The 26,331-nt window shown below is 63.3% G+C and carries 31 protein-coding genes; 23 read left to right on the forward strand and 8 right to left on the reverse strand.

Going from position 1 to position 26,331, the window contains the following annotated elements; translation table 11 throughout:
* The first annotated feature begins 53 nt into the window (after window positions 1–53).
* From dqs_RS09785 to dqs_RS09825, 9 genes are all read left to right on the forward strand, one after another.
* A complete protein-coding gene (locus dqs_RS09785) occupies window positions 54–1,739 on the forward strand; it encodes a sigma-54-dependent Fis family transcriptional regulator (protein WP_011765575.1) in 1,686 nt (561 codons plus the stop codon).
* A gap of 450 nt (window positions 1,740–2,189) precedes the next feature.
* A complete protein-coding gene (locus dqs_RS09790; RefSeq protein WP_065340345.1) occupies window positions 2,190–2,507 on the forward strand; it encodes a 2Fe-2S iron-sulfur cluster-binding protein in 318 nt (105 codons plus the stop codon).
* A 36-nt stretch (window positions 2,508–2,543) separates the two neighbouring features.
* Window positions 2,544–3,479 carry a catechol 2,3-dioxygenase gene (locus tag dqs_RS09795; RefSeq protein WP_065340346.1) on the forward strand — a complete coding sequence of 312 codons (936 nt, stop codon included), beginning with the start codon at window positions 2,544–2,546 and terminating at the stop codon, window positions 3,477–3,479.
* Window position 3,480: 1 nt separating this feature from the next.
* Window positions 3,481–3,741, forward strand: coding sequence for a phenol hydroxylase subunit (locus dqs_RS09800; protein WP_065340347.1), 261 nt, complete (start codon window positions 3,481–3,483; stop codon window positions 3,739–3,741).
* 45 nt (window positions 3,742–3,786) lie between these two features.
* A complete protein-coding gene (locus tag dqs_RS09805) occupies window positions 3,787–4,779 on the forward strand; it encodes a ferritin family protein (protein WP_065340348.1) in 993 nt (330 codons plus the stop codon).
* Between the two features lie 8 nt (window positions 4,780–4,787).
* Window positions 4,788–5,057 (forward strand): MmoB/DmpM family protein, encoded by a 270-nt coding sequence (locus dqs_RS09810; protein WP_011765580.1) that lies wholly within the window; start codon window positions 4,788–4,790, stop codon window positions 5,055–5,057.
* Window positions 5,058–5,072: 15 nt separating this feature from the next.
* The gene (locus dqs_RS09815; protein ID WP_065340349.1) at window positions 5,073–6,590 is read left to right on the forward strand and encodes a YHS domain-containing protein; all 1,518 of its coding nucleotides are present in this window, start codon (window positions 5,073–5,075) and stop codon (window positions 6,588–6,590) included.
* A 78-nt stretch (window positions 6,591–6,668) separates the two neighbouring features.
* On the forward strand, window positions 6,669–7,025 hold the full coding sequence (locus dqs_RS09820; protein WP_065340350.1) for a phenol hydroxylase subunit P4: 357 nt from the start codon (window positions 6,669–6,671) through the stop codon (window positions 7,023–7,025).
* Between the two features lie 55 nt (window positions 7,026–7,080).
* On the forward strand, window positions 7,081–8,142 hold the full coding sequence (locus tag dqs_RS09825; RefSeq protein ID WP_065340351.1) for an NADH:ubiquinone reductase (Na(+)-transporting) subunit F: 1,062 nt from the start codon (window positions 7,081–7,083) through the stop codon (window positions 8,140–8,142).
* A 258-nt stretch (window positions 8,143–8,400) separates the two neighbouring features.
* Here dqs_RS09825 and dqs_RS20750 read toward each other — a convergent pair whose 3' ends face one another.
* The 6 genes from dqs_RS20750 to dqs_RS20755 all read right to left on the reverse strand — a co-directional run bounded on the left by dqs_RS20750 (window position 8,401) and on the right by dqs_RS20755 (window position 12,901).
* Window positions 8,401–9,324, reverse strand: coding sequence for a hypothetical protein (locus dqs_RS20750; RefSeq protein ID WP_157108171.1), 924 nt, complete (start codon window positions 9,322–9,324; stop codon window positions 8,401–8,403).
* A gap of 86 nt (window positions 9,325–9,410) precedes the next feature.
* Entirely contained in the window at window positions 9,411–9,773 is a 363-nt protein-coding gene (locus dqs_RS09830; RefSeq protein WP_065340352.1) for a hypothetical protein, read from the reverse strand.
* 134 nt (window positions 9,774–9,907) lie between these two features.
* A complete protein-coding gene (locus dqs_RS09835) occupies window positions 9,908–10,924 on the reverse strand; it encodes an SIR2 family protein (RefSeq protein ID WP_157108172.1) in 1,017 nt (338 codons plus the stop codon).
* 79 nt (window positions 10,925–11,003) lie between these two features.
* Complete coding sequence (locus tag dqs_RS21275) at window positions 11,004–11,549, reverse strand: HEPN domain-containing protein (RefSeq protein WP_084018400.1); 546 nt, start codon at window positions 11,547–11,549, stop codon at window positions 11,004–11,006.
* A gap of 89 nt (window positions 11,550–11,638) precedes the next feature.
* The gene (locus tag dqs_RS20515) at window positions 11,639–12,376 is read right to left on the reverse strand and encodes a type II toxin-antitoxin system death-on-curing family toxin (RefSeq protein WP_084018404.1); all 738 of its coding nucleotides are present in this window, start codon (window positions 12,374–12,376) and stop codon (window positions 11,639–11,641) included.
* A 324-nt stretch (window positions 12,377–12,700) separates the two neighbouring features.
* Window positions 12,701–12,901, reverse strand: coding sequence for a hypothetical protein (locus tag dqs_RS20755; protein ID WP_157108173.1), 201 nt, complete (start codon window positions 12,899–12,901; stop codon window positions 12,701–12,703).
* Window positions 12,902–13,230: 329 nt separating this feature from the next.
* Between dqs_RS20755 and dqs_RS09840 the strand changes: the two genes are divergently transcribed.
* The 9 genes from dqs_RS09840 (at window position 13,231) to dqs_RS09880 (ending at window position 21,359) form a co-directional block, all read left to right on the forward strand.
* A complete protein-coding gene (locus dqs_RS09840; RefSeq protein WP_065340354.1) occupies window positions 13,231–14,691 on the forward strand; it encodes a 2-hydroxymuconic semialdehyde dehydrogenase in 1,461 nt (486 codons plus the stop codon).
* Window positions 14,692–15,146: 455 nt separating this feature from the next.
* Entirely contained in the window at window positions 15,147–15,944 is a 798-nt protein-coding gene (gene dmpE, locus dqs_RS09845; RefSeq protein ID WP_065340355.1) for a 2-oxopent-4-enoate hydratase, read from the forward strand.
* Window positions 15,941–16,744, forward strand: a complete 804-nt coding sequence (gene dmpH / locus dqs_RS09850) for a 2-oxo-3-hexenedioate decarboxylase (RefSeq protein ID WP_065340356.1) — start codon at window positions 15,941–15,943, stop codon at window positions 16,742–16,744. Before dmpE ends, dmpH begins: the two co-directional genes overlap by 4 nt.
* Window positions 16,745–16,763: 19 nt before the next feature.
* A complete protein-coding gene (locus dqs_RS09855; RefSeq protein WP_011765588.1) occupies window positions 16,764–16,985 on the forward strand; it encodes a tautomerase family protein in 222 nt (73 codons plus the stop codon).
* Window positions 16,982–17,896 (forward strand): acetaldehyde dehydrogenase (acetylating), encoded by a 915-nt coding sequence (locus dqs_RS09860; RefSeq protein WP_065340357.1) that lies wholly within the window; start codon window positions 16,982–16,984, stop codon window positions 17,894–17,896. The genes dqs_RS09855 and dqs_RS09860 overlap by 4 nt, the downstream gene beginning before the upstream one ends.
* On the forward strand, window positions 17,896–18,939 hold the full coding sequence (gene dmpG / locus dqs_RS09865) for a 4-hydroxy-2-oxovalerate aldolase (protein ID WP_065340358.1): 1,044 nt from the start codon (window positions 17,896–17,898) through the stop codon (window positions 18,937–18,939). Before dqs_RS09860 ends, dmpG begins: the two co-directional genes overlap by 1 nt.
* A 276-nt stretch (window positions 18,940–19,215) precedes the next feature.
* A complete protein-coding gene (locus dqs_RS09870) occupies window positions 19,216–20,148 on the forward strand; it encodes a catechol 2,3-dioxygenase (RefSeq protein ID WP_065340359.1) in 933 nt (310 codons plus the stop codon).
* A gap of 25 nt (window positions 20,149–20,173) precedes the next feature.
* A complete protein-coding gene (locus dqs_RS09875; protein ID WP_065340360.1) occupies window positions 20,174–20,929 on the forward strand; it encodes an SDR family NAD(P)-dependent oxidoreductase in 756 nt (251 codons plus the stop codon).
* A gap of 10 nt (window positions 20,930–20,939) precedes the next feature.
* Complete coding sequence (locus dqs_RS09880; RefSeq protein WP_065340361.1) at window positions 20,940–21,359, forward strand: tautomerase family protein; 420 nt, start codon at window positions 20,940–20,942, stop codon at window positions 21,357–21,359.
* A gap of 111 nt (window positions 21,360–21,470) precedes the next feature.
* On the opposite strand, the gene dqs_RS09885 is transcribed toward dqs_RS09880, so the two are convergent.
* On the reverse strand, window positions 21,471–22,979 hold the full coding sequence (locus tag dqs_RS09885; RefSeq protein WP_065340362.1) for an NYN domain-containing protein: 1,509 nt from the start codon (window positions 22,977–22,979) through the stop codon (window positions 21,471–21,473).
* Window positions 22,980–23,045: 66 nt separating this feature from the next.
* The gene (locus tag dqs_RS09890; RefSeq protein ID WP_065340363.1) at window positions 23,046–23,498 is read right to left on the reverse strand and encodes a DUF3693 domain-containing protein; all 453 of its coding nucleotides are present in this window, start codon (window positions 23,496–23,498) and stop codon (window positions 23,046–23,048) included.
* A 272-nt stretch (window positions 23,499–23,770) separates the two neighbouring features.
* On the opposite strand from dqs_RS09890, the gene dqs_RS09895 reads away from it, so the two are divergent.
* The 5 genes from dqs_RS09895 to dqs_RS09910 all read left to right on the forward strand — a co-directional run bounded on the left by dqs_RS09895 (window position 23,771) and on the right by dqs_RS09910 (window position 25,778).
* Window positions 23,771–23,965 carry a hypothetical protein gene (locus tag dqs_RS09895; protein ID WP_065340364.1) on the forward strand — a complete coding sequence of 65 codons (195 nt, stop codon included), beginning with the start codon at window positions 23,771–23,773 and terminating at the stop codon, window positions 23,963–23,965.
* The gene (locus tag dqs_RS20760) at window positions 23,962–24,117 is read left to right on the forward strand and encodes a hypothetical protein (RefSeq protein ID WP_157108174.1); all 156 of its coding nucleotides are present in this window, start codon (window positions 23,962–23,964) and stop codon (window positions 24,115–24,117) included. Before dqs_RS09895 ends, dqs_RS20760 begins: the two co-directional genes overlap by 4 nt.
* Window positions 24,114–25,169 (forward strand): replication initiation factor domain-containing protein, encoded by a 1,056-nt coding sequence (locus dqs_RS09900; RefSeq protein ID WP_065340365.1) that lies wholly within the window; start codon window positions 24,114–24,116, stop codon window positions 25,167–25,169. Before dqs_RS20760 ends, dqs_RS09900 begins: the two co-directional genes overlap by 4 nt.
* A 24-nt stretch (window positions 25,170–25,193) precedes the next feature.
* Window positions 25,194–25,445: a hypothetical protein gene (locus tag dqs_RS09905; protein WP_169823512.1), complete on the forward strand. Its 252-nt coding sequence runs from the start codon at window positions 25,194–25,196 to the stop codon at window positions 25,443–25,445.
* Window positions 25,446–25,553: 108 nt separating this feature from the next.
* Window positions 25,554–25,778, forward strand: a complete 225-nt coding sequence (locus dqs_RS09910; protein WP_065340367.1) for a major capsid protein — start codon at window positions 25,554–25,556, stop codon at window positions 25,776–25,778.
* Window positions 25,779–26,331: the final 553 nt, after the last annotated feature.

Consider the following 26,331-nt stretch of genomic DNA (forward strand, 5'->3'; position numbering starts at 1 on the left):
CTATGGAAGAACACGGTCAGGCCCCCGGCAGAGGGGCGCGACCCGGAGGCGTGATGGGGACTGAAAAACACGGGCTGGTCGAGCAGTTCAACCTGCGTTCGCGGCTGCGCTTCGATATCGACGGCGGCAACATCTGGCTGGATGAGAGCCGCATGCTGCTGCTGCACGCGCAGGCGATGGGCGCCCTGCGCACCGAGCTGTTCCGCTCGCTGGGCGTGGAGCGCGCCCGCGGCCTGCTGGTGCGCATGGGCTTTGTCTCCGGGCAGCAGGACGCCGACCTCGCGCGCAAGCTGTTCGGCAACGGCGAACCCTACGACGTGTTCCGCCTCGGGCCGGAACTGCACGCCTTCGAAGGCCTGGTGCGGGCGCGTATCCGCGACGCGAAGCTGGACTGGGAAAAAGGCAGCTTCGTCGGCGACGTCACCTGGGAGAACTCCTGGGAGGCGGAGTCCCACATCCGCGAATTCGGCGTCGGCGACGACCCGGTGTGCTGGAGCCTGATCGGCTATGCCTCCGGTTATGTCACCCGCTTCTTCAACCGCTTCGTGGTGTTCCGCGAGACGCACTGCGTCGGCAAGGGCGACGAACAGTGCGTACTGGTCGGCAAGCCCGCCGAGGATTGGGACAACGCCGACGGCTACCTCGACTACTTCCGCCCCGGCAACATCGAGGGCGAACTCGCCGAACTGCGCGAAGAACTCGCGCGCCTGCGGGCCTCGCTCGGCGGCGCCTGCCGGCGCGACGACCTGATCGGCAATTCCCCCGCCTTCGAGGCGGCCTTCGACCTGGTCCGCAAGGCCGCGGGCAGCACCATCAACGTGCTGCTGCTCGGCGAAACCGGCGTCGGCAAGGAGGTGTTCGCGCGCTGGCTGCATGCTCACAGCGACCGCGCCGACAAGCCCTTCATCGCGATCAACTGCGCGGCGATCCCGCACGACCTGATCGAAGCCGAACTCTTCGGCGTGCAGAAGGGCGCCTACACCGGCGCCCAGCAATCCCGCGCCGGCCGCTTCGAACGCGCCGACGGCGGCACGCTGTTCCTCGACGAAGTGGGCGACCTGTCGCCGGCGGCGCAGGTGAAGCTGCTGCGGGTGCTGCAGTCCGGCGAGGTGGAACGCCTCGGCGACGACCAGACGCGCAAGGTGAACGTGCGCCTGGTGGCGGCCACCAACGTCAATCTGCCGCAGGCGATCCGCCAGGGCAGCTTCCGCGCCGACCTCTACTACCGGTTGGCCACCTACCCGGTGGCCATTCCGCCGCTGCGCGACCGCCGCAGCGACATCCCGCTGCTCGCCCAGGCCCTGCTCGGCAAGTACGAGGCGGTCTATCACAAGAAGCTGCAGGGCATCACCGACCGCGCCATCCGCGCGCTGGTCGATTACCCCTGGCCGGGCAACGTGCGCGAACTGGAAAACGTGATCGAACGCGGCGTGCTGCTGGCACCGCCCGGCGGACGGCTGGAGGAACAGCACCTGTTCGCCGGCGCGGAGTCGGTGGTGCCTGCCGGCGTGGAACTCGATACCGGCGGGCATCTGTGCGATGCGAGAGAGAGTTCGCACAACAAGCTGTGCGAGGCGCTGCTGAAGGAGGGTTTCAACCTCGAAGCGCACGAGGCGCGGCTGATCGAACTGGCCGTGCAGCAGGCCAAGGGGAATCTCACGCATGCGGCCAGGGCGCTGGGGATAACGCGGCGGCAGCTGGCCTATCGGTTGAAGCAGAACACGGCCGCGGCGGAGTAGGGGAGGGCGCGGGCGCGGGAATCAGGTACAGGGTTTCTCGAGGGTCTTGGCGCATTTGGATACGCCCCATCGGTTCAGAGCCGATGGGGCGTTTTTGTTTTGTTCCCTCCCCTTCAAGGGGAGGGCTAGGGTGGGGATGGGGTTAATCGGCGCCGCGGACCCCATCCCCACCCCAACCCTCCCCTTGAAGGGGAGGGGGCAAAGCCCTTCACCCCTGCTGCAGTGCACCTCGACGTTTTTGTCCACCAAAACCCCCGCCTTACCAATTTGTAAGGCCGATCCTCGTCCCATTCCCCGCCCCGTTTCCCGCCTCTTCCCTCACCCCCAATAAAAACAACAACTTGATCTCCATGGCACGCCCTCTGCATTAGCAATGCTTACCTGTCCATCAGCGGAGCTAATCAAAAGCCCGGCGTGACAAAAAGGGCAGGGCAGACAAAGGAGGCCTACATGGGTGTGAGCGTGCATATCGAGGACACCGGCGAGCGCTACGACTGCGTGCCGGGTGAATCCCTGCTGAAGGCGATGCTGCGGCTCGGGCGGCGGGGGATTCCATCCGGCTGCCACGGCGGCGGCTGCGGGGTCTGCAAGGTGGAGATCACCCGCGGCGCGGTGACCACCGGGGTGATGAGCCGCGCCCATGTCAGCGCCGACGAAGAGGCGCGCGGCTGCCTGCTCGCCTGCAAGGCCTATCCGCTTTCCGACGTTTCATTGCGTGTGCTCGGCCGCATGCACAAGAGCGTCTGCCGCCCGGCCGCCAAGGGCTGAGCGGCGTTTCATTCCAATAACGAGGAGGAGTACCAGATGGCATTGACTGGCGTACTGCGCCCGGGTCACGCGCAATTGCGCGTGCTGAACCTGGAAGAAGGTGTGCACCACTACCGCGACGTGCTCGGCATGGTGGAAACCGGCCGCGACGAACAAGGCCGGGTGTATCTGAAGTGCTGGGACGAACGCGACCACAACAGCCTGGTGCTGCGCGAGGCCGACCGGGCCGGAATCGACTTCGTCGGCTTCAAGGTGCTGGACAAGGCGACGCTCGACAAGCTGGAAGGCGACCTGCGCGCCTACGGCCTCGCCACCGAGCGCATCCCCGCCGGCGAGCTGCTGGCCACCGGCGAGCGGGTGCGCTTCCGGCTGCCGTCCGGGCACGACATCGAGCTTTATGCCGAGAAGCAGGCGGTGGGCAACGGCCTGCAGGTGCTCAACCCGGCGCCGTGGACCAAGGCCTCCGAGAACGGCATCGCGCCGGTGCGCCTCGACCACTGTCTGCTCTACGGCCCCAACATCGCCGAGGTGCAGAAGATCTTCTGCGACGTGCTCGGCTTCTACCTGGTGGAGCGGGTGCTGACCCCGGACGGCGCCGGCAACGCGGCGATCTGGATGTCGTGCTCGCACAAGGTGCACGACATCGCCTTCGTCGAGCACCCGGAGCCGGGCAAGCTGCACCACCTGTCCTTCCTGCTCGAAAGCTGGGAAGAGGTGCTGCGCGCGGCCGACATCATGGCGATGAACAACGTGCAGGTGGATATCGGCCCGACCCGCCACGGCGTCACCCGCGGCTGCACGATCTACGCCTGGGACCCGTCCGGCAACCGCTTCGAGACCTTCATGGGCGGCTACCAGCCCTACCCGGACTACGAGCCCACCACCTGGACCTTCGACGGGCTGGGCGCCGGCGGCGGGCTGGACTACCCGCAGCGCAAGCTGCACGAGAGCTTCCTGAGCGTGGTGACCTGAGATGGAACGACCCCTTTCCTTCGACACCACCCGCCGCTACGTCCGCGTCACCGGCGAGCGCCCCGACGGCTTTGTCGAGTTCGACTTCGCCGTCGGCGAGCCGGAGATCTTCGTCGAGATGATCCTGCCGCCGGCCGCCTTCGCCGAGTTCTGCCACGCCAACCGCGTCGAGCACTTGGACGCCGCGGCGGGCGAGGGCGGTGCCGACGACTGGAACTGGCGCCTCGCCGACGCCACCCGCACCCGCTTCAAGCCGCAGTAACCCACAACAGGACGCCGCCACAGCGCGTCCGCCAAGGAGACATCCATGCAGATCGACCTGCGCACGGTCAGCATCCAGCCGTTGCGGAACACCTTCGACCACCTCGCGCGCCGCTTCGGCGACAAGCCCGCGTCGCGCTACCAGGAGGCGAGCTACGACATCCAGGCCGCCGAGAACCTGCACTACCGCCCCACCTGGGCGCCGGAGCAGCAGCTCTACGACGCTTCCATCACCAGGATCGTGATGCAGGACTGGTATGCGCTGAAGGATCCGCGCCAGTACTACTACAACACCTACACCCTGGCCCGCGCCCGCCAGCAGGACACCGCCGAGGCCAACTTCGAGTTCGTCGACAGCCGCGGCCTGGCCGACATGCTGCCCGAGGCGCTACGCAATACCGCGCTGGCGGTGCTGGTGCCGCTGCGCCACGCCGCCTGGGGGGCGAACCAGCACAACAGCTTCATCTGCGGCTACGGCTACGGCGCCGCCTTCACCCAGCCCTGCATGTACCACGCGATGGACAACCTCGGCATCGCCCAGTACCTGTCGCGCCTCGGCCTGCTGCTGGGCGGCACCGAAGCGCTGGAAGCCGGCAAGCGCGCGTGGATGGACGGCGCCGCCTGGCAGCCGCTGCGCCGCTATGTCGAGGACTGCCTGGTGGTGCGCGACCCCTTCGAACTCTTCATCGCGCAGAACCTGGCGCTGGACGGCCTGCTGTATCCGCTGATCTACGAACGCATCGTCGATGACGAACTCTCGGTGCGCGGCGGCTCGGCGGTAGCGATGCTCACCCAGTTCATGACCGACTGGTTTGCCGAAACGCGCAAGTGGGTGGATGCGGTGGTGAAGGTCGCCGCTGCCGAATCTGCCCACAACCAGGCGCAGATCAATGAATGGGTGCAGGCATGGAGCAGCCGCGCGGCGGCGGCGCTGCTGCCGGTGGTTGAGCTTGCGCTTGGCGCCCAAGCGGACGAGGCCGTCTGCGAACAGCTCGCGGGCCTGAAGCAGCGGCTCGACAAGATCGGCATCACGCTCTGAGGCACGCCATGTCCACCGTATTCATTGCCCTGCAAGCCAACGAAGAAACCCGCCCGATCATCGACGCCATCGAACTCGACAACCCCAAGGCGGTGGTCCATCGCCAGCCGGCGATGGTGAAGATCGACGCCCCCGACGAACTGGTGATCCGCAAGCAGACCATCGAAGAGCAGCTCGGCCGCGCCTTCGACCTGCAGGAACTGCAGATCAACCTGATCACCCTCTCGGGCAACGTCGATGAAGACGACGAAACCCTGACCCTGCGCTGGAACAGCTGACCCCGGAGACCCGCCATGGACATGAAAGTCGACAAGAAAAAGCTCAACCTCAAGGACAAGTACAAGCTGCTGACCCGCGACCTGGGCTGGGAGCCGAGCTACCACAGCAAGGACGAGATCTACCCGTATGTGAAGTACGAGGGCCTGAAGGTCCACGACTGGGACAAGTGGGAAGACCCCTTCCGCCTCACCATGGACGCCTACTGGAAGTACCAGGCCGAGAAGGAGCGCAAGTTCTACGCGATCATCGACGCCCACACCCAGAACAACGGCCACCTCAACATCACCGACGCGCGCTACCTCACCGCGCTGAAGATCTTCCTGCAGGCGATCAGCCCGGGCGAATACGCCGCGCACCGCGGCTTCGCCCGCGTCGGCCGCGAGTTCGCCGGGGTCGGCACCCAGGTGGCCTGCCAGATGCAGGCGATCGACGAGATCCGCCACGCGCAGACGCAGATCCACGCGATGTCCAACTACAACCGCTACTACAACGGTTTCCACGCCTTCGCGGACGCCCGCGACCGCATCTGGTACACCTCGGTGGCGCGCTCCTTTTTCGACGACGCGATGGCGGCCGGCCCGTTCGAATTCATGATCGCGATCGGCTTCAGCTTCGAATACGTGCTGACCAACCTGCTGTTCGTGCCCTTCATGTCCGGCGCCGCCTACAACGGCGACATGGCCACGGTGACCTTCGGCTTCTCGGCGCAATCCGACGAAGCGCGCCACATGACGCTGGGCCTGGAGTGCATCAAGTTCATGCTGGAGCAGGACCCGGACAACCTGCCCATCGTGCAGGAATGGATCGACAAGTGGTTCTGGCGCGGCTTCCGCGTGCTCGGGCTGGTGAGCACGATGATGGATTACATGCTGCCCAAGCGCGTGATGTCCTGGCGCGAGGCCTGGGAAATCTACGGCGTGGAGAACGGCGGCGCGCTGTTCCGCGACCTGGCGCGCTACGGCATCCGCCCGCCCAAGGGCTGGGACGACGCCGAAAAGGCCATCGACCACATGTCGCACCAGCTGATGCTGGGCCTGTACCAGTGGAGCTTCGGCACCGCCTTCCACAGCTGGATTCCGTCCGACGAGGACATGGACTGGCTGTCCGCCAAGTACCCGGCCACCTTCGACAAGCACTACCGCCCGCGCTGGAACCACATCAAGAAGCTCGCCGCCGCCGGCACGCCGTACAAGAACTTCGGCCTCGCCAAGCTCTGCCAGTGCTGCCAGCTGCCCATCGTGTTCACCGAGCCGGACGACCCGACCATGCTCTGCAACCGCGAAACCACCTACAAGGGCGAGAAGTACCACTTCTGCTCCGACGGCTGCCGGGACGTATTCGAGCGCGAGCCGGAGAAGTACATCCAGGCCTGGCTGCCGATGCCGGCGCTGTTCCAGGAACAGCAGGGCGACATCGGCGCCTGGATGGCGTGGGTGAGCCTGGGCGACGGCGTCGATAACGGCGACTACGCCGGCTCCGCCGACCAGCGCAACTTCCAGCAATGGCGCGGGCTGGCGACCTCCAACCAGTAAGCCGCCCATCCCACGAATCGCAGCTTCCGCCCCGGGGCCGGTGCCCCGGGTGGGAGCACTCACGCCCGGAGAATCGAAATGCCCGTCACCGCCATCAAGGAATACGTCGCCGTGCCGCGCGACCAGGTCGCCAACTTCCACGGCAAACAGCTCGTGTATGTGAGCTGGGACCGCCACCTGCTGTTCGCCGCGCCGTTCCTGATCTGCCTGCCGCCGGAAACCCCGTTCCGCGAGCTCGTCGAAGGCCCGCTGAAGGCGCTGGTCTCGCCCGACCCGGATGCCGCCGCCATCGACTGGCAGCGCGTCGAATGGCTGAAGTCCAACCAGCCGTGGACGCCGGACTTCGACGCCAGCCTCGCCGCCAACGGCATCGGCCACAAGGACCAGCTGCGCATGTGCACCGCCGGCCTCAACAGCCTGGCCCCGGCCGCCTGAGCACCGCGGCGGGCCGCGAGCCGCGCGCCCGCCGGCAGCACCCCACGGAGGAACCATGAGTTACGAACTGACGATAGAACCCCTCGGCCAGACCATCGAAATCGAAGAGGGGCAAACCATCCTGGACGCCGCGCTGCGCGCCGGCATCTACCTGCCTCACGCCTGCTGCCACGGTCTGTGCGCCACCTGCAAGGTGCAGGTGGTCGACGGCGAAGTCGAACACGGCGCCGCCTCCAGCTTTGCGCTGATGGACTTCGAGCGCGACGAACAGAAATGCCTCGCCTGCTGCGCCACCGCCGAAAGCGACCTGGTGATCGAAGCCGAAATCGAAGACGACCCGGATGCGCTCAACCTGCCGGTGCGTGACTTCGACGGCACGGTGAGCCGCATCGAAAGCCTCACGCCCACCATCAAGGGCGTGTGGATCAAGCTGGACGCGCCGGAAGGCATGCGCTTCCAGGCCGGCCAGTACATCAACCTGCACCTGCCGGACGGCATCGGCACCCGCGCCTTCTCCATCGCCAGCGCACCCTCGGCAGCCAACGAAATCGAACTCAACATCCGCATCGTCGCGGGCGGGCAGGGCACCGGCTATGTGCACGAACACCTGAAGGCCGGCGACCCGATCCGCATCACCGGCCCCTACGGACGCTTCTTCGTCAAGAAATCGGCCAAGCTGCCGGTGGTGTTCATGGCGGGCGGCTCCGGACTATCCAGCCCGCGCTCGATGATTCTCGATCTGCTGGAAGAAGGCTTCGACCTACCGATCACCCTGGTGTACGGCCAGCGCAGCCGCGCCGAGCTGTACTACCACGACGAATTCCTGGCGCTCGCGGAGCGCCACCCCAACTTCCGCTACGTGCCGGCGCTGTCGCACGAGCCGCAAGGATCGGACTGGAACGGCTTCCGCGGCTTCGTGCATGACGCGGCCAAGGCCGCGTTCGACAACGACTTCCGCGGGCACAAGGCTTACCTGTGCGGGCCGCCGTTGATGATCGATGCGTGTATTACGACGCTGATGCAGGGGCGGCTGTTCGAGCGGGATATCTATATGGAGAAGTTCATTTCCGCGGCGGATGCGCAGCAGGTGAGGAGTCCGTTGTTTAAGGCGATTTGAGGGGCTTAGGGCCGTTCGCCTATGGCGACCGGTCGCCGCACGCGGACAGGAAGCTCGAACGCGCTGCCTTCGATGTCGATCACACCTCCGGTTCACCTGCACCTGCTTGTGCCGATTGGGTATCGCGGGCAGATTCCATGTCGGCACGGGTCATTCAGAACCCACCACAGATGCCGGATATACGACTGCAGGTGATTCATCCCGGAAAGTCAGAAGCACGGTCTGTCTTGATTTACGGGGGAGTCCATATACGCCATGTTAGGCGGCAATCGCTGCTCGGAGTGGGAAGTCAAAGGTTTTCTGATAGATGCGACGAAGCAGACTTGAAACTGTGTTTGTCTCTTCCCTCAACAGAATGTCGAGATCACTCGGACGCCCCTCGTGCAACATTTCGCTTCGCAGAGCATAGGCTTTATCGATCCTCCGCCATGCCTCACGATCATTCGGTAACCACTGAGCACAAAGGCGCTTTAGTGCCTGACGCACGGACTCTCGTTTTAGTTGAAGAAGGCGGCCCTGTAATGAATTCCTCAGATCGGCAGGAAGGTTTACCTCGCGACTAAGCTGTTCTGAAAGACCGTCAATGATGCGTGCGACTTCGGGGCCAAGGTCTGCTTGCGCTGCAAGAGGTTCTAATGCAGAGACCGCCATGACAAATCTGGCCCGATCATTGGACTCAAGAGCCGCTGCAACGAAGAGTTCCATGCACAGTAGAAGCCGTCGATCTTTCAAGGGCACCTTGAGTGCCTTTGTCAGTTCGTCGAGAACTACATTTTGTGGCCAGGATGCAAAGCCTTCACCCCAACCGCTAAGTCCTGTGCTAATTGTCCTATCGAATACAGTCGGAGGTTCGTGTGAGTGGTAATTGAGACGCAGGCCGAAGTTCAAACTAACCGCCGTCAAAAGCAAAGCTTGGGCTGTTCGCATTCCTGCATCTTCTGCCTCGCTTGCTGTGGGAAACCCGTTGACCTCAACGTGGTAGCGCTTTCCTCCTTCCCATTCGAGAACTCGTTCCGGGCCGATTGTGGCCAGTGTCCCGTCATCGATGAGCAATGTGACGTTCTCAAGTTCACCAATGTGGTGAGCGCGCTGAACCTGAAACACGAGACGAGCACCGTATTTTCGTCTCTGATCCCGCATGAGAATTAGCTTACGTTCTTCTAGCGACGGTTTGCGGGGCATGGGTTCTTATGCCTAACGTTGATAATTACAGGACGGCAAAAAGCTCAGCTTTTTGACGGTTCGGTGTATTGCAGGGTTGGGCACAGCTATGCTCCCTTTATGGCAAGCACCGTTAGCGTCGTGGCTACGGACGCAATAATGGCCCATGCCAGCGTGCCGAGCCTCTCCTTCAGTTTACCAAATCGGCTCTTCGCCCTAAGCTCGCCGAGAAGCTTGTGTCCGGCCGTTGTTAGTCCGATCTGCTTTAGCACGAGCAGGAGCTTTTCGTCGTGCCCCGTCGTGGACTCCCATTCGACACGGATCAATTCGCCCTTCTCAAGCTGTAAGAGCTGGTAGTACATAGAACAAAATTGGTTCTCATCGACGGGATCGCAGCACAGAATCACGCCGCCTTTGGCGTACCACTCCGGTAGTTCAAGATACCCTTGAATGGAGTCAAGGCCGAACATCCTCCAATCAGGCGCCAGAGATTTACGTTCGAATGAATGCATACGGTTGCATGAGCAAGGTCGATAGGGCCCAACGCGAAGCTCAGCGGCGCCGAAAAGGCGCTAGCCTTTTTGGCGTCCGATGGAGCGACTGGTTATGTGCGCTTCGCATTGGCTTCTGCTTCTGCTGTGTGGAACTTGTCAAACCAACTCCAAAGCTCTTGGAAGCCAGCATCTTTCGGTAGTGGATTGCCCTCAATGAACTTCGCGCGCAGAAACTGATTAATGTACGCTTCCCCGGTGCGCCTCGGATGATTGGCTAGCCATGACTGATAGAAATTCTTCGAGACCTCGTAGTGGTGGGTATGAATGAAGGGCGACCAAATCTCTCGCAGATCACCTTCATCTCGAATATCTATGATTTCAATCTCTTCCATGTTGCGTGCGTCGACAGTTCCCCAGGCATCCTTAAGCAGCTTTATGGCGCCCACATCGGACACAGGAGCGCCATACCCGAAGATGGTGACCATAAAGGCATTCTTTAGCACCATCCCCATGACCTTCCACTGTTTCGAGATGAATGGATCCTTTTCATAGTTCTTCTCGGTTATCGGATAGAGCAGTCGCGACGGCACAAAGTGCTCACCGCAACTCATGCAAATCACGCCGTTTATGCCCATCATGTGCCCTTGTGGGCATGCGCCAATTTGGACATTGCCGTGCAAGAAAATCGCCATTGGCGGCTTGCATCTGTGAAGGTTGCGCTTTATGGCTTGAGCAAGAAAAGGATCCCAATTGAACGTTGCGATGACGTCCTTTTCTCTTAACGACAACACTAAGTGGTCATATATGGTGGGGTGATCTGGAAGCTCCATTTCCTCAAAATAGCGGTATACCTCACGCTCCAGTCTCTCCCTGATATCGGTCAAGTCGGAGCGTTCATGTATTTGCGCATAAATGTCTTCGAAGTTGCGCGATGAGAACTCTACCCTTGTTTCCGCCAGCAGGTGCTCCAGACCTAATGTCTCTACTAGGTTGTTCATCAATGGCAACTTTCTGCCATGCCGATCGCCTTTCGGAAATGCAGCATAGCTAGCCCCAGCACCAAGAATGACCAGGTGCGGCCTTTGCATTTCGACTTGTCTAACTTCTTCTTCTGCCGACACTTCCATTACGCTCTCCAGAGCACATCGCCTGAGCTAAGCGGCCACATCAATCGCGAAGCGATTGATTGGTCCGCTTGACGAAATGTTAGGCATCAGGTCCTATTCCAGACCACTGATGCCTATTGTGAGTATCATTGGCTGATCTTGCCTGCTCAACTAGGGAGTCGACAATTCTCGCAAGCAGAAGCTGCGGGGCATGAGTCTTGACGCTAGCTCCGACGGTCTTAGCTGGGTATCGCACAGGAAACTTATGGAGCGAAACAATATCTCGAGAAAAGACATTGTTTAGATGGACGATTGCGACAAGTTCAGGCTCTTGCAATCTGGCGCCGACGTCAATGGCGCGATCTGCCAAGTCAACAAGATCATGGATGTGTGGGGCACTCGCGCCCCTAGCAAGTAGAAAAGCCTTTAAGGCGCACTCTACGGCATGCCCCGCGACAAGGACTCGCGGGAGGCTTGGCTGCCCAAGCTCTTTTGACGCGAGGAAGCTAGCGGCTTCGCTGTAATGCTTTGCAAATCCAATCCACTCGCAAACATGCAAGTAGGTTGGTATCGGATCAGGAGGCGTGGCGTAAAGCTCCGAGAGGAGTCCAGCCAGCCGCGAACGGATTTCCTCAGCTCTTGCCACGGCTCAACACCCCTGATGCCTAACGTGGAAATCAGCGGACGGCAAAAGCGCAGCTTTTGGCGGTCCGGTGCATTGTAGTGTTATACAGTTCAAGTCTTGGCTAGGCGCTTAAGGGCTGCAATGAACCGATAAATTTGTGCTTTTTCGTCAGATGCGCCATCTTGAAACTCGTCAGTGGAAATGCCACTTTGTGATTCGTTTAGGTGCAACTTTCGCAAATACTGCTTTATGGCTGGGCCACTCAATTGGCGAGTGCTCTTGCTGATACGAATGCTGGCGCCGGCATGAGAAATAACGTGTGATCCGCCTTTACTTGGTTTCACTGCGGCACCGGCTGCTGTGCATTTTTCGAGAAAGTGCCGCGTCTTCATTGTTGGAACGGCACTAACGGTAGAAACGCTAAACTTCCTAATCCAAACTGCTATTTCACTCACCACATCGTCTGCATCCAAGTCATGTTCATGAGTTGGGAATTGATCAGCCGTAACCGCCACAACGAAATCAAAAATCTGATCGTCTGTGACCGAGGTGTTGAGCCTGCGGTCATTGCGATGAAGGGCCGTGAGTAGTGACACCAGAGCTGTTCTTTTATTGCCGTTATGAAATGGATGATTTTTCGTGAGTGAGTGAAAGAGCGCTGCCAACTTGGCCTCAAGTGTTTCGTACTTCTGCACGCTTCCCAGCCCTGTATGCGGACGAGAGCAGGCCGACTCAAGCATCCCTTGTGACTTCACACCGGCCGGTGAGATTGGATCCGCCTCATCTACAAACAACTGCACCAAGCCTTCATGCACTGAAATTACTGCGTCTGTATCTGGAAGCCACATTGGCTTGTCTCCGGGAATGTATAACGTGTTCTAGCCCGCAAATCCGCGGACTCATCTCGGACGCTGCGGTATAAATCGAGAAATCCCGCAGTAGTAACAAACTGACTCATAAGGACTTTTGTCTGTGTCGCCGGTTATAGAAAGTCCTAAATGGGTGCCCAAACCCGGCGAGGCGTCGGCAACACTCTATGTCGAACGTATGAAGTTTAACTGTGACGTATTGCTCGTGGCTGGCCTCGGCCATTCGCTTGGCGTGGGCCGGCTGTCGGCTTAAGGGCGACTTGATTGCCGACTTAGGGTGTTGCAGGAATGTTGTAGCAGCGCTCAGACACCTGCTCTCGGCCTTTGCTGCTCATCGAAGTGCTCGACGTATGGCAAAACCTGCGGCGTATGGCCGTCCAGCGCAAGCAGATGCGGCGGGTTTTGCTCGTGGGCGCCCAGGAAGAAGGCGTGAATTGCGCGCTTGCCGGCGAGGCGGCTACGGTTATAGCTGCGGTGGCGCGCGACAGTGGACGCGGTGGCCAACCGGGTTTGCTACCAGTATGTGAGCGCCATTGCGCGTCTGTTCTGCGCGCATGTGGGGACGACACTCGGGTTGCGTAGTGGACGCCTTTTAGGGGCGGCGGGGCCGGGCCGCTTGCCGGGGCAGGGGCTGGCGATGAACGCCCCGGAAGCGCAGCCGCCGCCCCCAGGGCAGGGCGGTGCATTCCGATACTCTTAAGGTATCAATTTTCCAAAAATAAGGTATTGGACGGTATTTCTCACGCTTCTTAGACTCCGTTTCGAATAGAACCCAACGCCATCCCGCCGCTTGCCAAGGCAGCGCGGCGGCGGGGCGGATAACGGAGGAGCAGATGCGTCAGATCGAGAACTTCATCGCCGGCGAGTACGTGGCCGCGGCCAGCGGGCGGCGCTTCGAGAAGCGGTCGCCGGTGGATAACAGGGTGATCGCCTCGATCAGCGAGGCCGGCCGGCCCGAGGTGGATGCGGCGGTGCAGGCGGCGCGCGCGGCGCTGCAAGGCGAATGGGGCGGGCTGACCACCGACCAGCGCGTCGATCTGCTGTATGGCGTGGCCAACGAGATTACCCGCCGCTTCGAGGACTTCGTCGAGGCCGAGATGGCCGACACGGGCCAGCCTTCGCATGTGATGCGCCATGTGTTCATTCCGCGCGGCGCGGCCAATTTCAAGGTCTTCGCCGACGTGGTGAAGAACGTGCCGACCGAGGCTTTCCAGATGGCGACGCCGGATGGCGCGGGGGCGCTGAACTACGCGATCCGCGTGCCCAAGGGCGTGATCGGCGTGATCTGCCCGTGGAACGCGCCCTTCCTGTTGATGACCTGGAAGCTGGGCCCGGCGCTGGCCTGCGGCAACACCGTGGTGGTGAAGCCTTCCGAGGAAACCCCCAACACCGCCGCCTTGCTGGGCGAGGTGATGAACGCGGTGGGCGTGCCCAAGGGTGTGTACAACGTGGTGAATGGTTTCGGGCCGGATTCGGCCGGCGCATTCCTCACCCAGCATCCGGGCGTGGATGCGATCACTTTCACCGGCGAGACCCGCACTGGCGCGGCGATCATGAAGGCGGCATCCGAGGGCATGCGCGATGTGTCCTTCGAGCTCGGCGGCAAGAACGCCGGCATCGTGTTCGCGGATGCGGATTTCGACGCCGCGGTGGATGGCATCTTCCGCTCCGCCTTCCTCAACACCGGGCAGGTCTGCCTCGGCACCGAGCGGGTGTATGTGGAGCGGCCGATCTTCGAGCGCTTCGTGCACGCGCTGAAGCTGAAGGCCGAGGCGGTGAAGTACGGCCGCCCGGAGGACCACGCAGCCAACTACGGCCCGCTGATCAGCCAGGAGCACAAGCGCAAGGTGCTCTCCTACTACGCCAAGGCGGTGGAGGAGGGCGCCACCGTGGTGACCGGCGGCGGTGTGCCCGAGATGCCGGGCGAACTGGCCGAAGGCGCCTGGGTGCAGCCGACGATCTGGACCGGCCTGCCCGAAACCGCCGCGGTGGTGCGCGAGGAAATCTTCGGCCCCTGCTGCCACATCCGCCCGTTCGACAGCGAACAGGAAGTAGTGGCGCTGGCGAATGCCACCGACTACGGGCTTTCGACCACGATCTGGACGACCAATCTTGCCCGTGCCCACCGTGTTGCGGCGCGGGTGGAGGTGGGAGTTACCTGGATCAATAGCTGGTTCCTGCGTGATTTGCGGACGGCGTTTGGTGGTTCGAAACAGTCCGGTATAGGGCGCGAGGGCGGGGTGCATTCGCTGGAGTTCTATACGGAGACGCGGAATGTTTGCGTGAAGTTGTAGGGGCGGGTGGGGGCGGTTGATTTGGGGCGCTAGGGTTTCGGGTGGGCTTGGGCACTGCTTTCGAGCAATTCCCAAAGGCGTGGGGTGAAGACAGCTCCCTCCCCTTCAAGGGGGTGAAGCAGGGGTTTCGGCAAACATCGTTTGCCGCCTGCTGAACGACGAAGCGAAGCGAAGGCTCCCGGGTTGGGGTGGGGATGGGGTTAGACGGGCGCCAACCCAACCCCATCCCCCTCCCAACCTCCCCCTTGAAAGGGGAGGAGCAAAACCGACCTCTCGCCCGACGCCACGGATCAGCCTAGTCCGCCCAACCCCGTCCCCCTCCCAACCAGGAGTCTCGGCTACGCCTCGCCGCTCCGCAGGCGGCAAGCAGTGCTTGCCGAAACCCCTGCTCCGCCCCCCTTGAAGGGGGAGGGGAAAACCCACACCACTTCCATCCCCCACCCACAGAGGGACTCATGAACGAGGAAAAGATCCAGCACTACGGCGACGCGCTCTACGAAGCGTGGCGGGCGCGCCGCACCATTCCGCCGCTGCTCGAGCAGGAGCCGGACATTACCCTGGACGATGCCTACCGCATCCAGCAGCGCTACGTGGCGCGGCGGGTGCAGGCCGGCGAGACCATCGTCGGCAAGAAGATCGGCGTGACCAGCAAGCCGGTGCAGGACTTCCTGGGCGTGTTCCAGCCGGACTTCGGCCAGCTCACCTCGGGCATGGTCTATCAGGAAGGTGACACGCTGCCGCTGGATACGCTGATCCAGCCCAAGGCGGAGGCCGAGCTGGCCTTTGTGCTGAAGGAGGACCTGCAGGGGCCGGGCGTGACCGCGATGGACGTGATCCGCGCCACCGACTACGTGGTGCCTTGCTTCGAGATCGTCGATTCGCGCATCACCGACTGGAAGATCCGCATCCAGGACACGGTGGCGGACAACGCCTCCTGCGGGGTGTATGTGCTCGGCAAGACCAAGGGCGACCCGCGCAAGCTGGACATCACGCTGGCCGGGATGGTGCTGGAGAAGAACGGCGAGCTGTTCTCCACCGGCGTCGGCGCCGCGGTGCAGGGTTCGCCGGCCAATGCGGTGGCCTGGTTGGCCAACACGCTGGGCGAGTTGGGGATTCCGTTCAAGGCCGGCGAGGTGATTTTGTCCGGTTCGCAGTCGGCGCTGGTGCCGGTGGCCGATGGCGACGAACTGGTGTGCACCGTGGGCGGGCTCGGTAGCTGCCGGGTGAAGTTCGCGGGGAGGAGCGCGGTATGAGCCAGAACCTGACCCTGTCGCGCGAGGACATCGTGCGCCTGTGCGAACGCGTGGAAGGTGCGCAGACCCGCGCCTACGCCATCCCCAAACTCACCGACGAATACCCGGCGATGACCATCGCCGACGGCTACGCGGTGCAGAGCGAACTGCGCCGCCGCTACCTCGCCCAGGGCCATCGGCTGGTGGGCTGGAAGGCGGGGCTGACCTCGAAGGCGAAGATGAAGCAGATGGGCGTGGATGTGCCCTCCATCGGCTTCCTGACCGACCGCATGGCGCGCCCGGAGAACGCCGCGATTTCCACCGCCGACCTGGTGCATCCCCGCGTCGAGTGCGAGGTGGCCTTCGTGATGAAGCGCGAACTGCGCGGCCCCGGCTGCACCGCGGCGGACGTGCTGGCGGCCACCGACTACGTGCTGCCGGCGGTGGAGATCATCGATTCGCGCTTTGCCGGCTTCAAGTTCGACCTGCCCAGCGTGATCGCCGACAACGGTTCGTCGGCGCGCTTCGTCGGCGGCGGGCGGGCGCGCTATGTCGAGGAACTGGACCTGCGCACGCTCGGGGTGGTGCTGGAAAAGAACGGCGAGATCGTCGCGATGGGCGCCTCGGCGGCGGTGCTCGGCCATCCGGCGGAGGCGATCGCGATGCTGGTGAACATCCTCGCCGACCTGGGCGAGACGCTGCCCGCCGGCAGCTTCGTGATGAGCGGCGGCATTACCGAGGCGATTGCGGTGCAGCCGGGCGACAGCGTGGTCGCGCGCTTCCAGGAACTGGGCAGCGTGTCGATGCGCTTCGTGGCCTGAGCGATTTCAAGGGGGAGACATGCCAATCATCGAGATGCACCTGATGGAGGGGCGCACCGTCGAGCAGAAGCGGGCGGTGGCGCAGGCCGTTACCGAGGCGGTGACGCGCAGCCTGGGGGTGAAGCACGACAGCGTGCGGATCCTGATTACCGAACACGGCGACGAGGAGTTCTTCGTCGGCGGCATGAACATGGCCCAGCGCGCAGCGGCACAGCGCGCCGCCGCGGAGGAACAGCAATGAAGAAGATCAAGTGCGCCCTGATCGGCTCGGGCAACATCGGCACCGACCTGATCTACAAGGTGAAGCGCAGCCCGGTGCTGGAGCCGGTGTGGATGGTGGGCATCGACCCGGCGTCCGAGGGACTGGCCCGCGCCCGCGAACTCGGCCTCAAGACTACCGCCGAGGGCGTGGACGGCCTGCTGCCGCATGTGCTGGAAGATGGCATCCAGATCGCCTTCGACGCCACCAGCGCCTATGTGCATGCGGAGAACTCGCGCAAGCTCAACGAGCTGGGCGTGATGATGATCGACCTGACGCCCGCCGCCATCGGCCCGCTGTGCGTGCCGCCGGTGAACCTGCGCCAGCATGCCGACCGCGTGGAGATGAACGTGAACATGATCTCCTGCGCCGGGCAGGCGACGATTCCCATCGTCAATGCGGTGTCGCGCGTGCAGGGCGTGGAATACGCCGAAATCGTTGCCAGCCTGGCGTCGAAGTCGGTGGGGCCCGGTACCCGCGCCAATCTGGACGAATTCACCTACACCACCTCGTCGGCCATCGAGAAGGTCGGCGGCGCGAAGAAGGGCAAGGCGCTGGCCATCATCAACCCGGCCGAGCCGCCGCTGATCATGCGCAACACCATCTACTGCCTCACCGAGTCGGCGCCCGACCAGGCGCGCATCACCGAATCCATCCTGCAGATGATCGGTGAAGTGCAGAAATACGTGCCCGGCTACCGGCTGGTGAACGGGCCGAGCTACGACGGCAACAAGGTCTCGGTGTTCATGGAGGTCGCCGGCCTGGGCGACTACCTGCCGAAGTACGCCGGCAATCTGGACATCATGACCGCGGCCGCGACCCGCACCGCCGAGATGTTCGCCGAGGAGATCCTCGCCGGAAAGATCAAGCTGAAGACCGTGGAGGTGGCGTGATGAGCGAATCGAACCTGAAGGGGCGCAAGGTCGTCCTGCACGACATGTGTCTGCGCGACGGCATGCACGCCAAGCGCGAGCAGATCAGCGTGGAGCAGATGGTGAAGGTGGCCACCGCGCTGGACGACGCCGGCATTCCCTACCTGCAGGTGACCCACGGGGCCGGCCTGGGCGGCAATTCGCTGCAGCACGGCTTTGCGCTGGCGAGCAACGAGGAATACATCGCCGCGGTGGCGTCGCGGATGAAGCAGGCCAAGGTGTCGGTGCTGCTGATTCCCGGCCTGGGCACCATGCGCGAGCTGCAGGCCGCCTATGACGCCGGCGCCCGCAGCGTGCACGTGGCCACCCACTGCACTGAGGCCGATACCGCGCCCCAGCACATCGCCTTCGCCCGCAAGCTGGGCATGGACACCACCGGCTTCCTGATGATGTCCCACCTCAACGACGCCGCCGGCATCGCCCAGCAGGGCAAGCTGATGGAGTCCTACGGCGCGAACACGGTGTATGTGACCGACTCCGCCGGCTACATGCTGCCCGCCGACGTCACCGCCCGCGTGCGCGCGCTGCGCGAGGTGCTGAACCCGGAAACCGAGATCGGCTTCCACGGCCATCACAACCTGGGCATGGGCATCGCCAATTCGATCGCCGCGATCGAGGCCGGCGCGACTCGCATCGATGGCTCGGTGGCCGGCCTGGGCGCCGGCGCCGGCAACACGCCGCTGGAAGTGTTCGCCGCGGTGTGCGAGCGCATGGGCATCGAAACCGGCGTCGATCTCTTCAAGCTGATGGACGTGGCCGAGGACGTGATCGTGCCGATGATGGACCACATGGTCCGCGTGGATCGGGAATCGCTGACGCTGGGGTTTGCGGGGGTGTATTCCACCTTCCTGTTGCATGCGAAGCGTGCGGCGGAGCGCTTTGGGGTGCCGGCGCGGGACATCCTGGTCGAGCTGGGCAGAAAGAAGATGATCGGCGGGCAGGAAGACATGATCCAGGACACCGCGATGACGATGGCGCGGGAGCGCGGGGTGAGTGCGGCCTGACACAGCCGGAAGCGCTGGCTGGATTGAGGATGAACTTCAGCGGGCCACGGGTGTAGCCCCTTCCCCTTCAAGGGGAAGGTTGGGATGGGGATGGGGTTCTAACAGGCGCTGATTAACCCCATCCCCACCCCAGCCAGGAGTCTCCGCTTCGCTCCGGCGGCGCAGAGCGGTGCTCTGCGAAACCCCGCCTACGCCCCCTTGAAGGGGAGGGGGAAAGGCAACCGGCGGTGCCGGGACGCATTGCGCATCCAAACCAACAACAGAGGAGACAACAACATGGCACTACGAGGTCTGCTGCGGCTCGGCGAAGTCGCGATCCGCGTACTCGACCTGGCCGCCGCACGCGAACACTACGGTCGCCGCCTGGGACTGCACGAAGTCATGCAGGGCGAGGGCGGGCGGGTCTATTACAAGGCGTGGGACGAGCACGATCACCACTGCCTGGTGCTGCGCGAGGCCGATTCCGCGGGCATGGACTACTTCGCCTTCAAGGTCTATGACGACGCCACGCTCACCGAACTGGCGCCCAAGATCGAGGCCTTCGGGTTGAAGGTGGAGCACATCGCCGCGGGCGTGTATCCGTACTCCGGGCGCCGGCTGCAGTTCCGCCTGCCGAGCGGGCACCTGATGCAGCTCTACGCCCACAAGGAGCAGATCGGCAACACGCTGGGCACACGCAATCCGGGCGTGATGCCGGACGAAGGCGTGATCCGTGGCTTCCGCATCAACCGGCTGGACCACTGCCTGCTGGGCGGGCCCAACATCGACCAGAACGCGCGGCTGTTCCGCGAGGTGTTCGAGTTCGACCTGAGCGAGCGCCTGATCGACGTCGATAGCGAGGCCTCGCTCGCGCTCTTCCTCAGCTGTTCCACCAAGCCGCACGACGTCGCCTTCGTGCTGCAGCCGGAGGAGGCGCGCTTCCATCATGTGTCCTTCCTGCTGGAATCGACCTACGACGTGATCCACGCCGCAGACCTCATCGGCAAGTACCGCATTCCGGTCGACGTGGGCCCGAATCGCCACGGCGTGACCCGCGGCGCGACCATCTATTTCTTCGACCCCTCGGGCAATCGCAACGAGGTTTTCTCCGGCGGCTATGTGCATTACCCGGACACGCCGACGCTGACCTGGGACACCAGCGAGCTGGGGGCGGCGACCTTTGCGCAGGACAACATCCCGCGCGAAAGCTTCCTGACCGTGCTCACCTGAGTTGCCACCGGAAGGACGAAAACGCATGAAATCACAACAGGAAACGGCGGTTGTCGTCGGCGCCACCGGCGCTTTCGGCCAGGCCATCGTCTCGCGGCTGGTGGGGCAGGGGCTGGCGGTGGTGGCGGTGGCGCGCTCGGTGGATGCGCTGGACGCACTGCGCGAGCGCTGCCCGGGCCTGCGGGCGTGCGCCGCCGACATCGCGTCGGACAGCGCCATCGCGGCGATCGGCGCCGCGGTCGATGGGCCGGTGCGGATGGTGGTGCACGGCCCCGGGGTGGCGGTGGCGGGCGGCATCCTCAGCGCACCGACGGCATCGATGACCGAGGCGGTGAACATCAAGGTGGGCGGGTTGCTGCGCCTGGTGCGGGCGGTCGATGACCGGCTGGCGAGGGGAGGGCGCATCGTCGCCATCGGCGGGCACTATGGCCTGGAGCCAACCGCCTATGCGGCGGCCGCCGGGGTGGCCAACGCGGCGCTGATGAACGTGGTGCGCCAGTTGAGCCTGGCCTACGGCGAGCGCGGCATCACCGCCCACACCATCGCCCCCGGCCCGGCCGACACCGAGCGCCTGCACCGTGTTGCCGCCGACCGGGCCGCGCTGCGCGGCATCAGCGTGGATGCGGTGCTGGATGAAATGCGCAGTGAATCCTCGATCGGCGCGCTGACCACGCCGGAGCAGGTGGCCTGGGCGGTATCGCTGCTGCTGGCGCCCGAAGCCGACGCGATGACCGGTTCCACGCTGATGCTGGACGCCGGCCGTCGCCGCGGCCTGCCCTGAGGAGGCGGCGATGCCCATCCTGCATTTTCATCTTGCCGAAGGGCAGTACACGGTGGAACAGCACGAGGCGCTGCTGGCGGAATCCAGCCGCTTCTTCGCCGAAGTGCTCGCCTGCCCGATCGACCGCGTGCGGGTATTCATCCAGCTGTACCGGCCGGAACTCGTGGCGGTGGGCGGTGTGCCGCTGTGCCGCGAGGACCGCCGGGCACCGTACTTCAGCTTCATCGTCATGGAAGGGCGCTCGCTGGCGGATCGCCAGCGCCTGCTGACCGGCTTTACCGACATCGTCGAGCGGCTGCTCGGTGTTGACCGCGCGCTGGTGCGCGGCGGCATCGTGCCGGTGACGCCGGAGAACTGGGCCATCGGCGGCGTGCCGGGCAGTGTGATGCGGCAGGCGGAGGTTGCGGCGCGCGCCCGACAGGCGCCTTGACACAACTGGCTTATCGACCGGCGGACGCTTCTCTCCCTCTCCTCTCACTGTGACCGTCGGTTTTCTGCCCATCCGGCTTTGGTGCCGGATGGGATTTTTTGCGTGGACGCGCTAGACGCTGGCGCCGTTGCGGATCCAGCGCACGATCGCGCCTTCGACCGTCTGATCGAGCACCAGCTGCTCGCGCAGACAGAGTGAGCGGATGTTGTTGGCGGTCTTCTTCGCGAGGTTTTCGGGCGCGTCGTCGTCCCGGCCGAAAACATGACTGCGGAACAGCAGGCCGCGCAACACCCAGGTGACGTCCGAGCGGGCGATGACGTAGCCGTCGGCGCGCATCTGGTCGCGCACGCGCTTGCCGGTCTCGTTGAGTTCGAACGCGGACGCGGCGACATCGCTGGCAATGTGCTGGAACAGCGCCTTGTAGGTTTGCGGGGGCAACAGCGGTGCGCCGGTGGCATCGTGGATCTGGGTTGCGATCGGCAGCAGGTCGGTGTCGTTGCTCCAGGGCGTGGGGGCGGATTCCCGCTCGGCGCCGGTGCCGGGCGCATTGCCGTGGCGCGCGGGGTCGTAGCAGTGCCCGCCCGAGCCGCTCCAGTTGAAGCGCAGCGGCGACAAATCGAGGGATTCGATGAAGCGCCGGAACGAGCCCATGCCGTTCCAGTCCGCGGTGATGCCGGCGCTGCGGGTCATCAGCACCTGGGCGAGACGCGCGCAGGGCACCGGTTCCGGCGAGCGGGCCACCTCCTGCTTGATCAGTTCGGGCAGTTCCGCCAGACCGGCGGCGACGGGTTCCGGGTCCATTTTGGCGGGATGGTGGCGCTTGGGATCGAAGAGGACGCCGTCGCTGCGCCAGTCGGCCGACACCGCATCTGCCCCCCAGCTTTCGACCAGCTTGCGGAAACTGCCGTAGCCCGCCCACGACTCGGCATCGATGCCCCGCACCTGGGCAAGGATGGTGGCGGCGACGCGCGCGAGCGGCACCGCGCCGTCGGATTCGGCCAGCATGCGCAGGGTGACGGTGAGGGCACCTTGGGTAAGGTCCTGCTGGCTGGGGCGGGTGGGCGCCGGTTCCGGCGCGGTGGCGGGAGCGGCTTCTTCGGCGCGATAACCAAGCGCATCACGCACGAAGGTGTCGACATCGATCAGCAGATCCGCCGACGCGCGGTAGGCGGCCGACGGAAAGCCAATGGCGAGCACGGTCGTCCTGCGGTCCCACCGCCGCAACTTGCGCAGCACCGGCGTGAAGTCCGCATCGGCCGAGAAGATGATGAATTCGTCGTAGTGGGCTTCGTGCTGCAGCAGGTCGATGGTGTCGAGCACCATGTGGATGTCGGTGCTGGTCTTGCCTTCGCTGGTAAGCGCCGGGCAATCGATGATCTCGAACCCGGCCAGGTTGAACGACCAGCGAAAGCGCTGATAGGCCTGCGGATTAAGGTAGCAGCGCCGCACCAGCACCCGGCGCTTGGCATCAACCGGCGCATCGTCGGGCAGCCCCAGCGACGAGATCAGCCACTGCAACCAGTCCTGAGGCCGCTGGGCGAACAGATCGGCAAGTCTGGGATCGAGTTTGCGCAGACCGGAATAGACGTTGTCGAAGTCGACGAAGAGAGCGCTCTTCAAGATGTGGCCGCCGTTGAATCAGGGGCCGACAGCATAGCAGGCAGGAGTTCGGTGTCTGGTCGGCGGCTATGGGCGCTGATCCGAGAAGTGGGGTCGAGGGGAACTCTGACCGAGGAGCTGATCGAGTTCCGTGGCGTGATCCTGAAGTTTACATAATACAAACTGTTGTACCTGCGTTTCCAGCAACGGCGCGGCTTTGGCGGGCGAGGGTGCCAATAACAAATTGGCAGCGATGACGGCAGTAAATGACGCCGCCATACTCAAGGTTTTTGCGGCTCTCTCCCACATCGCGCGGTGTTCTGGAACCTTCGCGCGGGTTGCCATGCAAGCTGCGAGGATTTCCGGTTTATCCAACAGAGCGGCCAGCCCTGCGGCCTGATCTTCATCCGGCGCGCGGTCGCCGTCTCTCCACCTGGACACGGTCGAGCGCGCCACTCCCAGCTTGGCGGCAAGTTCTGCGTCGTTCTTGACGATGCCTTTGTCGATGGCTTCGTCTAAGTATCGGCGTATCGGGATCATTCAGACCTCCTAGGCATTTCGGCACGACTCGCACGATAGATCGCAGTTGCCGGCTTGACAACAAGTTGCCATCGTGGCAACTTGCGAACCGTTGCCAGAACGGCAACAAAACCCCCCGCCCCTAGGGGTAGGTGATTTGGGGGAGGGCTCGCAAGCGTGAAGGCCCGTCTAGTAATACGGGCCTGATTCGGTAGCGCTGCGCTTGCACTGCCGCGATCGATTCGACGGTAGCGCGGCGGTTCCAATTCAAACCAGTTTGGGAGAACTGAACCATGAGCAAGCCTCAAGACGATCAACGCCCCCCGCACCTCCCGGCCGCGAAAGCGGTCGCGGGGGGCATCAACTACAGCGTTCGTCAGCTGCGAATTCGGGTCGATGAGTTGCGCCGTGATGCGCAATGGCTCTCCGATCTCGCGGATGCGATTGAGCGTGAAGATCAGGATGCGCGCACGAGGGCCGCGAAATGAGTGCCTTTTTCTTCATGTTGGTGGCTTTGATTGTCGCGTTTGTCTGTGCTGAGGTCTTTGAAGAGCTCTCGCTGGGTGTCGGTATTGCAATGTTCGGGATGGCTGTCGGGTTGCTCGGCGTGGCGTCGGATATGGGTTGGTTGGCGTTATGAGTACCGCCTTCATTGATTTCCTCGGCGTCACCTTTCACATGGACCCGAGTAACGTCAAAGCAACCATCGAGATTCTTTTGCGGGGCTGGCTCGGCGTTGAAACCCGGATCATCGAAACGGGCAAGGGCTGGAACGGGTATGCCCACCGCATGGACGTTGAAGGGGTCGGGCTTGTCGCTTTCGGCGGGAACAGCAATACGGTTCATATCGAATTGACGGGCGCCGGTTGTATGCAGGTCAAGTCGTGGGACGAGGTGGCTGATTCCCTTGATTTGCTCGAAGGCCGTATCACTCGTCTTGATTTGGCTGTGGATGACTTCGACGGTCAGTACTACAGCATCGATTGGTGCAAACAGCAGTACAGCGACGGCGGCTTTAAGCCGAAGCGCGGCCCGGAGCCGAAGGCGCATCTGTGGGATGACATGGGTTCCGGGAAGGGCAAGACGTTTTATGTTGGGAGCCGTGAATCGGGTCGGCTTTTTCGCGGGTACGAGAAGGGGAAAGAGCAGGGCGACCCGGATTCGAATTGGTTTCGGTTGGAAGTCGAAACGCGCAACCGCAACCGAGAACCTATTCCGACCGACGCTATCAGGGACCCCGGGCCGTACTTCGCGGGTGCTTATGCCTGTCTCGAACATCATGACCTCGAACAGCGCCAGATTAAGACCGTCCGCCACGTCGCGGAGGCGCATATCCGTCGTACCGTCGAACACGCTCGTAAGCAGGCGGGCAGGGCAGTGCATGCGCTGCTGACCCTTGGGCACTCGGTCGAAGAAGCCCTAGCGGCTATTCACGTTCCTCAGCTACCGAAAAAGCTGGTGGCACCGATTCGGGCCTTTCTTGCGCTGGACGAGTCCGAACGTACCTATACCGAAGTCATCGCCCCTGCATGGGCGAGGCCCGCGACGGGCGACGAAATCGAAGAGCTTTACCTCGCGATGCGCCTGCAGCGCGCCCCTTTCCAAGTCGGCTTTGGCACCAACGGCCGAATCACCCGAAGCGACGCAGCCGCACCGCCTTGGGTTCCTAACCTTGCGGCCACCGGAGTATGACAAATGCGCCTTCCTTTCGAACTCATGTCCTACAAGATCATTAGCGGCAAACAGGACCGTACCAAGAAATACACCATCGCCGAGGGCATCGTCACGCTGCCGGATGGTAACCGGACCTACACCGAAGCGTTCCTCCAAGGCGAATTGCATTACCAGCCCGGTCCCTACGCCATGGAACTCGATATCCGCGTCAATCGGGAGCGTCGGATCGTGGCGGAAGTCCGTTCGATCCTGCCGGTGAAAGTCGCGGAGAAGTCCGCCCCGCAAGCCGCCTGATTCGGGGCCGGCGGCGGCACGCGGTGCCGACGACGGCCAACCAATCCGGTCGCGACGGGGCTGGCCCGACCATCGCGCCCCCTTTCCTTGGGCCTTCGGAGAAACACCATGCTGCACAGCACTCGCAATATCTGCCGCAAGTACGGCGCCCGCATCGCTGCCGTTCCGGCTGTTCTCGGTGTTGCCATGGGCAACGCCTTCGCGGAAGTTCCGGCGGGCGTCACGACCGCGCTTACCGATGCCAAGGCTGATGCGCTGACCATCGCCGGGCTGGCGTTTGCGATCCTGATCGCGATCGTCGGTTTCGCTTGGATGCGTCGGGCGGTCAAGTAACACGATGGGCGCCCGCCTCGACGGTATCTGCTACAGCAGCGCCACCGATGCGGCGTCTGTCATGTGGTCCGGGGTGGCTCCGGTTGTTACGCCGGGGTCACCCCCTTTTATTACGACGGTGGAATTCGACACGGCTTGGCAGCTGGTCACTCGTCAGGGGGTGGCTGTCGTTCAGGTCCAACCGGTCCCGGATGTTTCTTTTCTCGCCTGCGATCCAGCTTCGGTTGTTCGGGACGGGATGGAGTTGGGCGGCATGGTCGGTTTGGTCTGGCTCACGGTCTGGACATTCGTTGCACTGCGGAGGGCTGCTCGATGAGCTCTTTCGTCGATCCTTTCTTCTGGCTTGGCTTCGCCTCGGTGGCTGGGGCCTGCTGGATTCTTTCTAACAGGATGTGACTGTGCGGGCGGTCGTTTATCTGTTGCTAGGGTGGATGCTCGGCGCCACGTTGGTGCTCTGGTCTGCTTCTGCTTCTGCGGTGGCGTTCGGGGCGCCTCAGTCTCTCGCTCCGACTGTGACAAACGGGAGTGCGACGGCGGGCGCTCTAGGTCCGTT

The sequence above is a fragment of the Azoarcus olearius genome, from assembly GCF_001682385.1.
Lineage (GTDB): Bacteria > Pseudomonadota > Gammaproteobacteria > Burkholderiales > Rhodocyclaceae > Azoarcus > Azoarcus olearius.

What these genes read in the sequence shown, in the direction of transcription:
- dqs_RS09785 (WP_011765575.1), top strand. Translation starts at nt 54, where the DNA reads ATGGGGACTGAAAAACACGGGCTGGTCGAGCAGTTCAACCTGCGTTCG.
- dqs_RS09790 (WP_065340345.1), top strand. Translation starts at nt 2,190, where the DNA reads ATGGGTGTGAGCGTGCATATCGAGGACACCGGCGAGCGCTACGACTGC.
- dqs_RS09795 (WP_065340346.1), top strand. Translation starts at nt 2,544, where the DNA reads ATGGCATTGACTGGCGTACTGCGCCCGGGTCACGCGCAATTGCGCGTG.
- dqs_RS09800 (WP_065340347.1), top strand. Translation starts at nt 3,481, where the DNA reads ATGGAACGACCCCTTTCCTTCGACACCACCCGCCGCTACGTCCGCGTC.
- dqs_RS09805 (WP_065340348.1), top strand. Translation starts at nt 3,787, where the DNA reads ATGCAGATCGACCTGCGCACGGTCAGCATCCAGCCGTTGCGGAACACC.
- dqs_RS09810 (WP_011765580.1), top strand. Translation starts at nt 4,788, where the DNA reads ATGTCCACCGTATTCATTGCCCTGCAAGCCAACGAAGAAACCCGCCCG.
- dqs_RS09815 (WP_065340349.1), top strand. Translation starts at nt 5,073, where the DNA reads ATGGACATGAAAGTCGACAAGAAAAAGCTCAACCTCAAGGACAAGTAC.
- dqs_RS09820 (WP_065340350.1), top strand. Translation starts at nt 6,669, where the DNA reads ATGCCCGTCACCGCCATCAAGGAATACGTCGCCGTGCCGCGCGACCAG.
- dqs_RS09825 (WP_065340351.1), top strand. Translation starts at nt 7,081, where the DNA reads ATGAGTTACGAACTGACGATAGAACCCCTCGGCCAGACCATCGAAATC.
- dqs_RS20750 (WP_157108171.1), bottom strand. Translation starts at nt 9,324, where the DNA reads ATGCCCCGCAAACCGTCGCTAGAAGAACGTAAGCTAATTCTCATGCGG.
- dqs_RS09830 (WP_065340352.1), bottom strand. Translation starts at nt 9,773, where the DNA reads ATGTTCGGCCTTGACTCCATTCAAGGGTATCTTGAACTACCGGAGTGG.
- dqs_RS09835 (WP_157108172.1), bottom strand. Translation starts at nt 10,924, where the DNA reads ATGGAAGTGTCGGCAGAAGAAGAAGTTAGACAAGTCGAAATGCAAAGG.
- dqs_RS20515 (WP_084018404.1), bottom strand. Translation starts at nt 12,376, where the DNA reads ATGTGGCTTCCAGATACAGACGCAGTAATTTCAGTGCATGAAGGCTTG.
- dqs_RS09840 (WP_065340354.1), top strand. Translation starts at nt 13,231, where the DNA reads ATGCGTCAGATCGAGAACTTCATCGCCGGCGAGTACGTGGCCGCGGCC.
- dmpE (WP_065340355.1), top strand. Translation starts at nt 15,147, where the DNA reads ATGAACGAGGAAAAGATCCAGCACTACGGCGACGCGCTCTACGAAGCG.
- dmpH (WP_065340356.1), top strand. Translation starts at nt 15,941, where the DNA reads ATGAGCCAGAACCTGACCCTGTCGCGCGAGGACATCGTGCGCCTGTGC.
- dqs_RS09855 (WP_011765588.1), top strand. Translation starts at nt 16,764, where the DNA reads ATGCCAATCATCGAGATGCACCTGATGGAGGGGCGCACCGTCGAGCAG.
- dqs_RS09860 (WP_065340357.1), top strand. Translation starts at nt 16,982, where the DNA reads ATGAAGAAGATCAAGTGCGCCCTGATCGGCTCGGGCAACATCGGCACC.
- dmpG (WP_065340358.1), top strand. Translation starts at nt 17,896, where the DNA reads ATGAGCGAATCGAACCTGAAGGGGCGCAAGGTCGTCCTGCACGACATG.
- dqs_RS09870 (WP_065340359.1), top strand. Translation starts at nt 19,216, where the DNA reads ATGGCACTACGAGGTCTGCTGCGGCTCGGCGAAGTCGCGATCCGCGTA.
- dqs_RS09875 (WP_065340360.1), top strand. Translation starts at nt 20,174, where the DNA reads ATGAAATCACAACAGGAAACGGCGGTTGTCGTCGGCGCCACCGGCGCT.
- dqs_RS09880 (WP_065340361.1), top strand. Translation starts at nt 20,940, where the DNA reads ATGCCCATCCTGCATTTTCATCTTGCCGAAGGGCAGTACACGGTGGAA.
- dqs_RS09890 (WP_065340363.1), bottom strand. Translation starts at nt 23,498, where the DNA reads ATGATCCCGATACGCCGATACTTAGACGAAGCCATCGACAAAGGCATC.
- dqs_RS09895 (WP_065340364.1), top strand. Translation starts at nt 23,771, where the DNA reads ATGAGCAAGCCTCAAGACGATCAACGCCCCCCGCACCTCCCGGCCGCG.
- dqs_RS20760 (WP_157108174.1), top strand. Translation starts at nt 23,962, where the DNA reads ATGAGTGCCTTTTTCTTCATGTTGGTGGCTTTGATTGTCGCGTTTGTC.
- dqs_RS09900 (WP_065340365.1), top strand. Translation starts at nt 24,114, where the DNA reads ATGAGTACCGCCTTCATTGATTTCCTCGGCGTCACCTTTCACATGGAC.
- dqs_RS09905 (WP_169823512.1), top strand. Translation starts at nt 25,194, where the DNA reads ATGTCCTACAAGATCATTAGCGGCAAACAGGACCGTACCAAGAAATAC.
- dqs_RS09910 (WP_065340367.1), top strand. Translation starts at nt 25,554, where the DNA reads ATGCTGCACAGCACTCGCAATATCTGCCGCAAGTACGGCGCCCGCATC.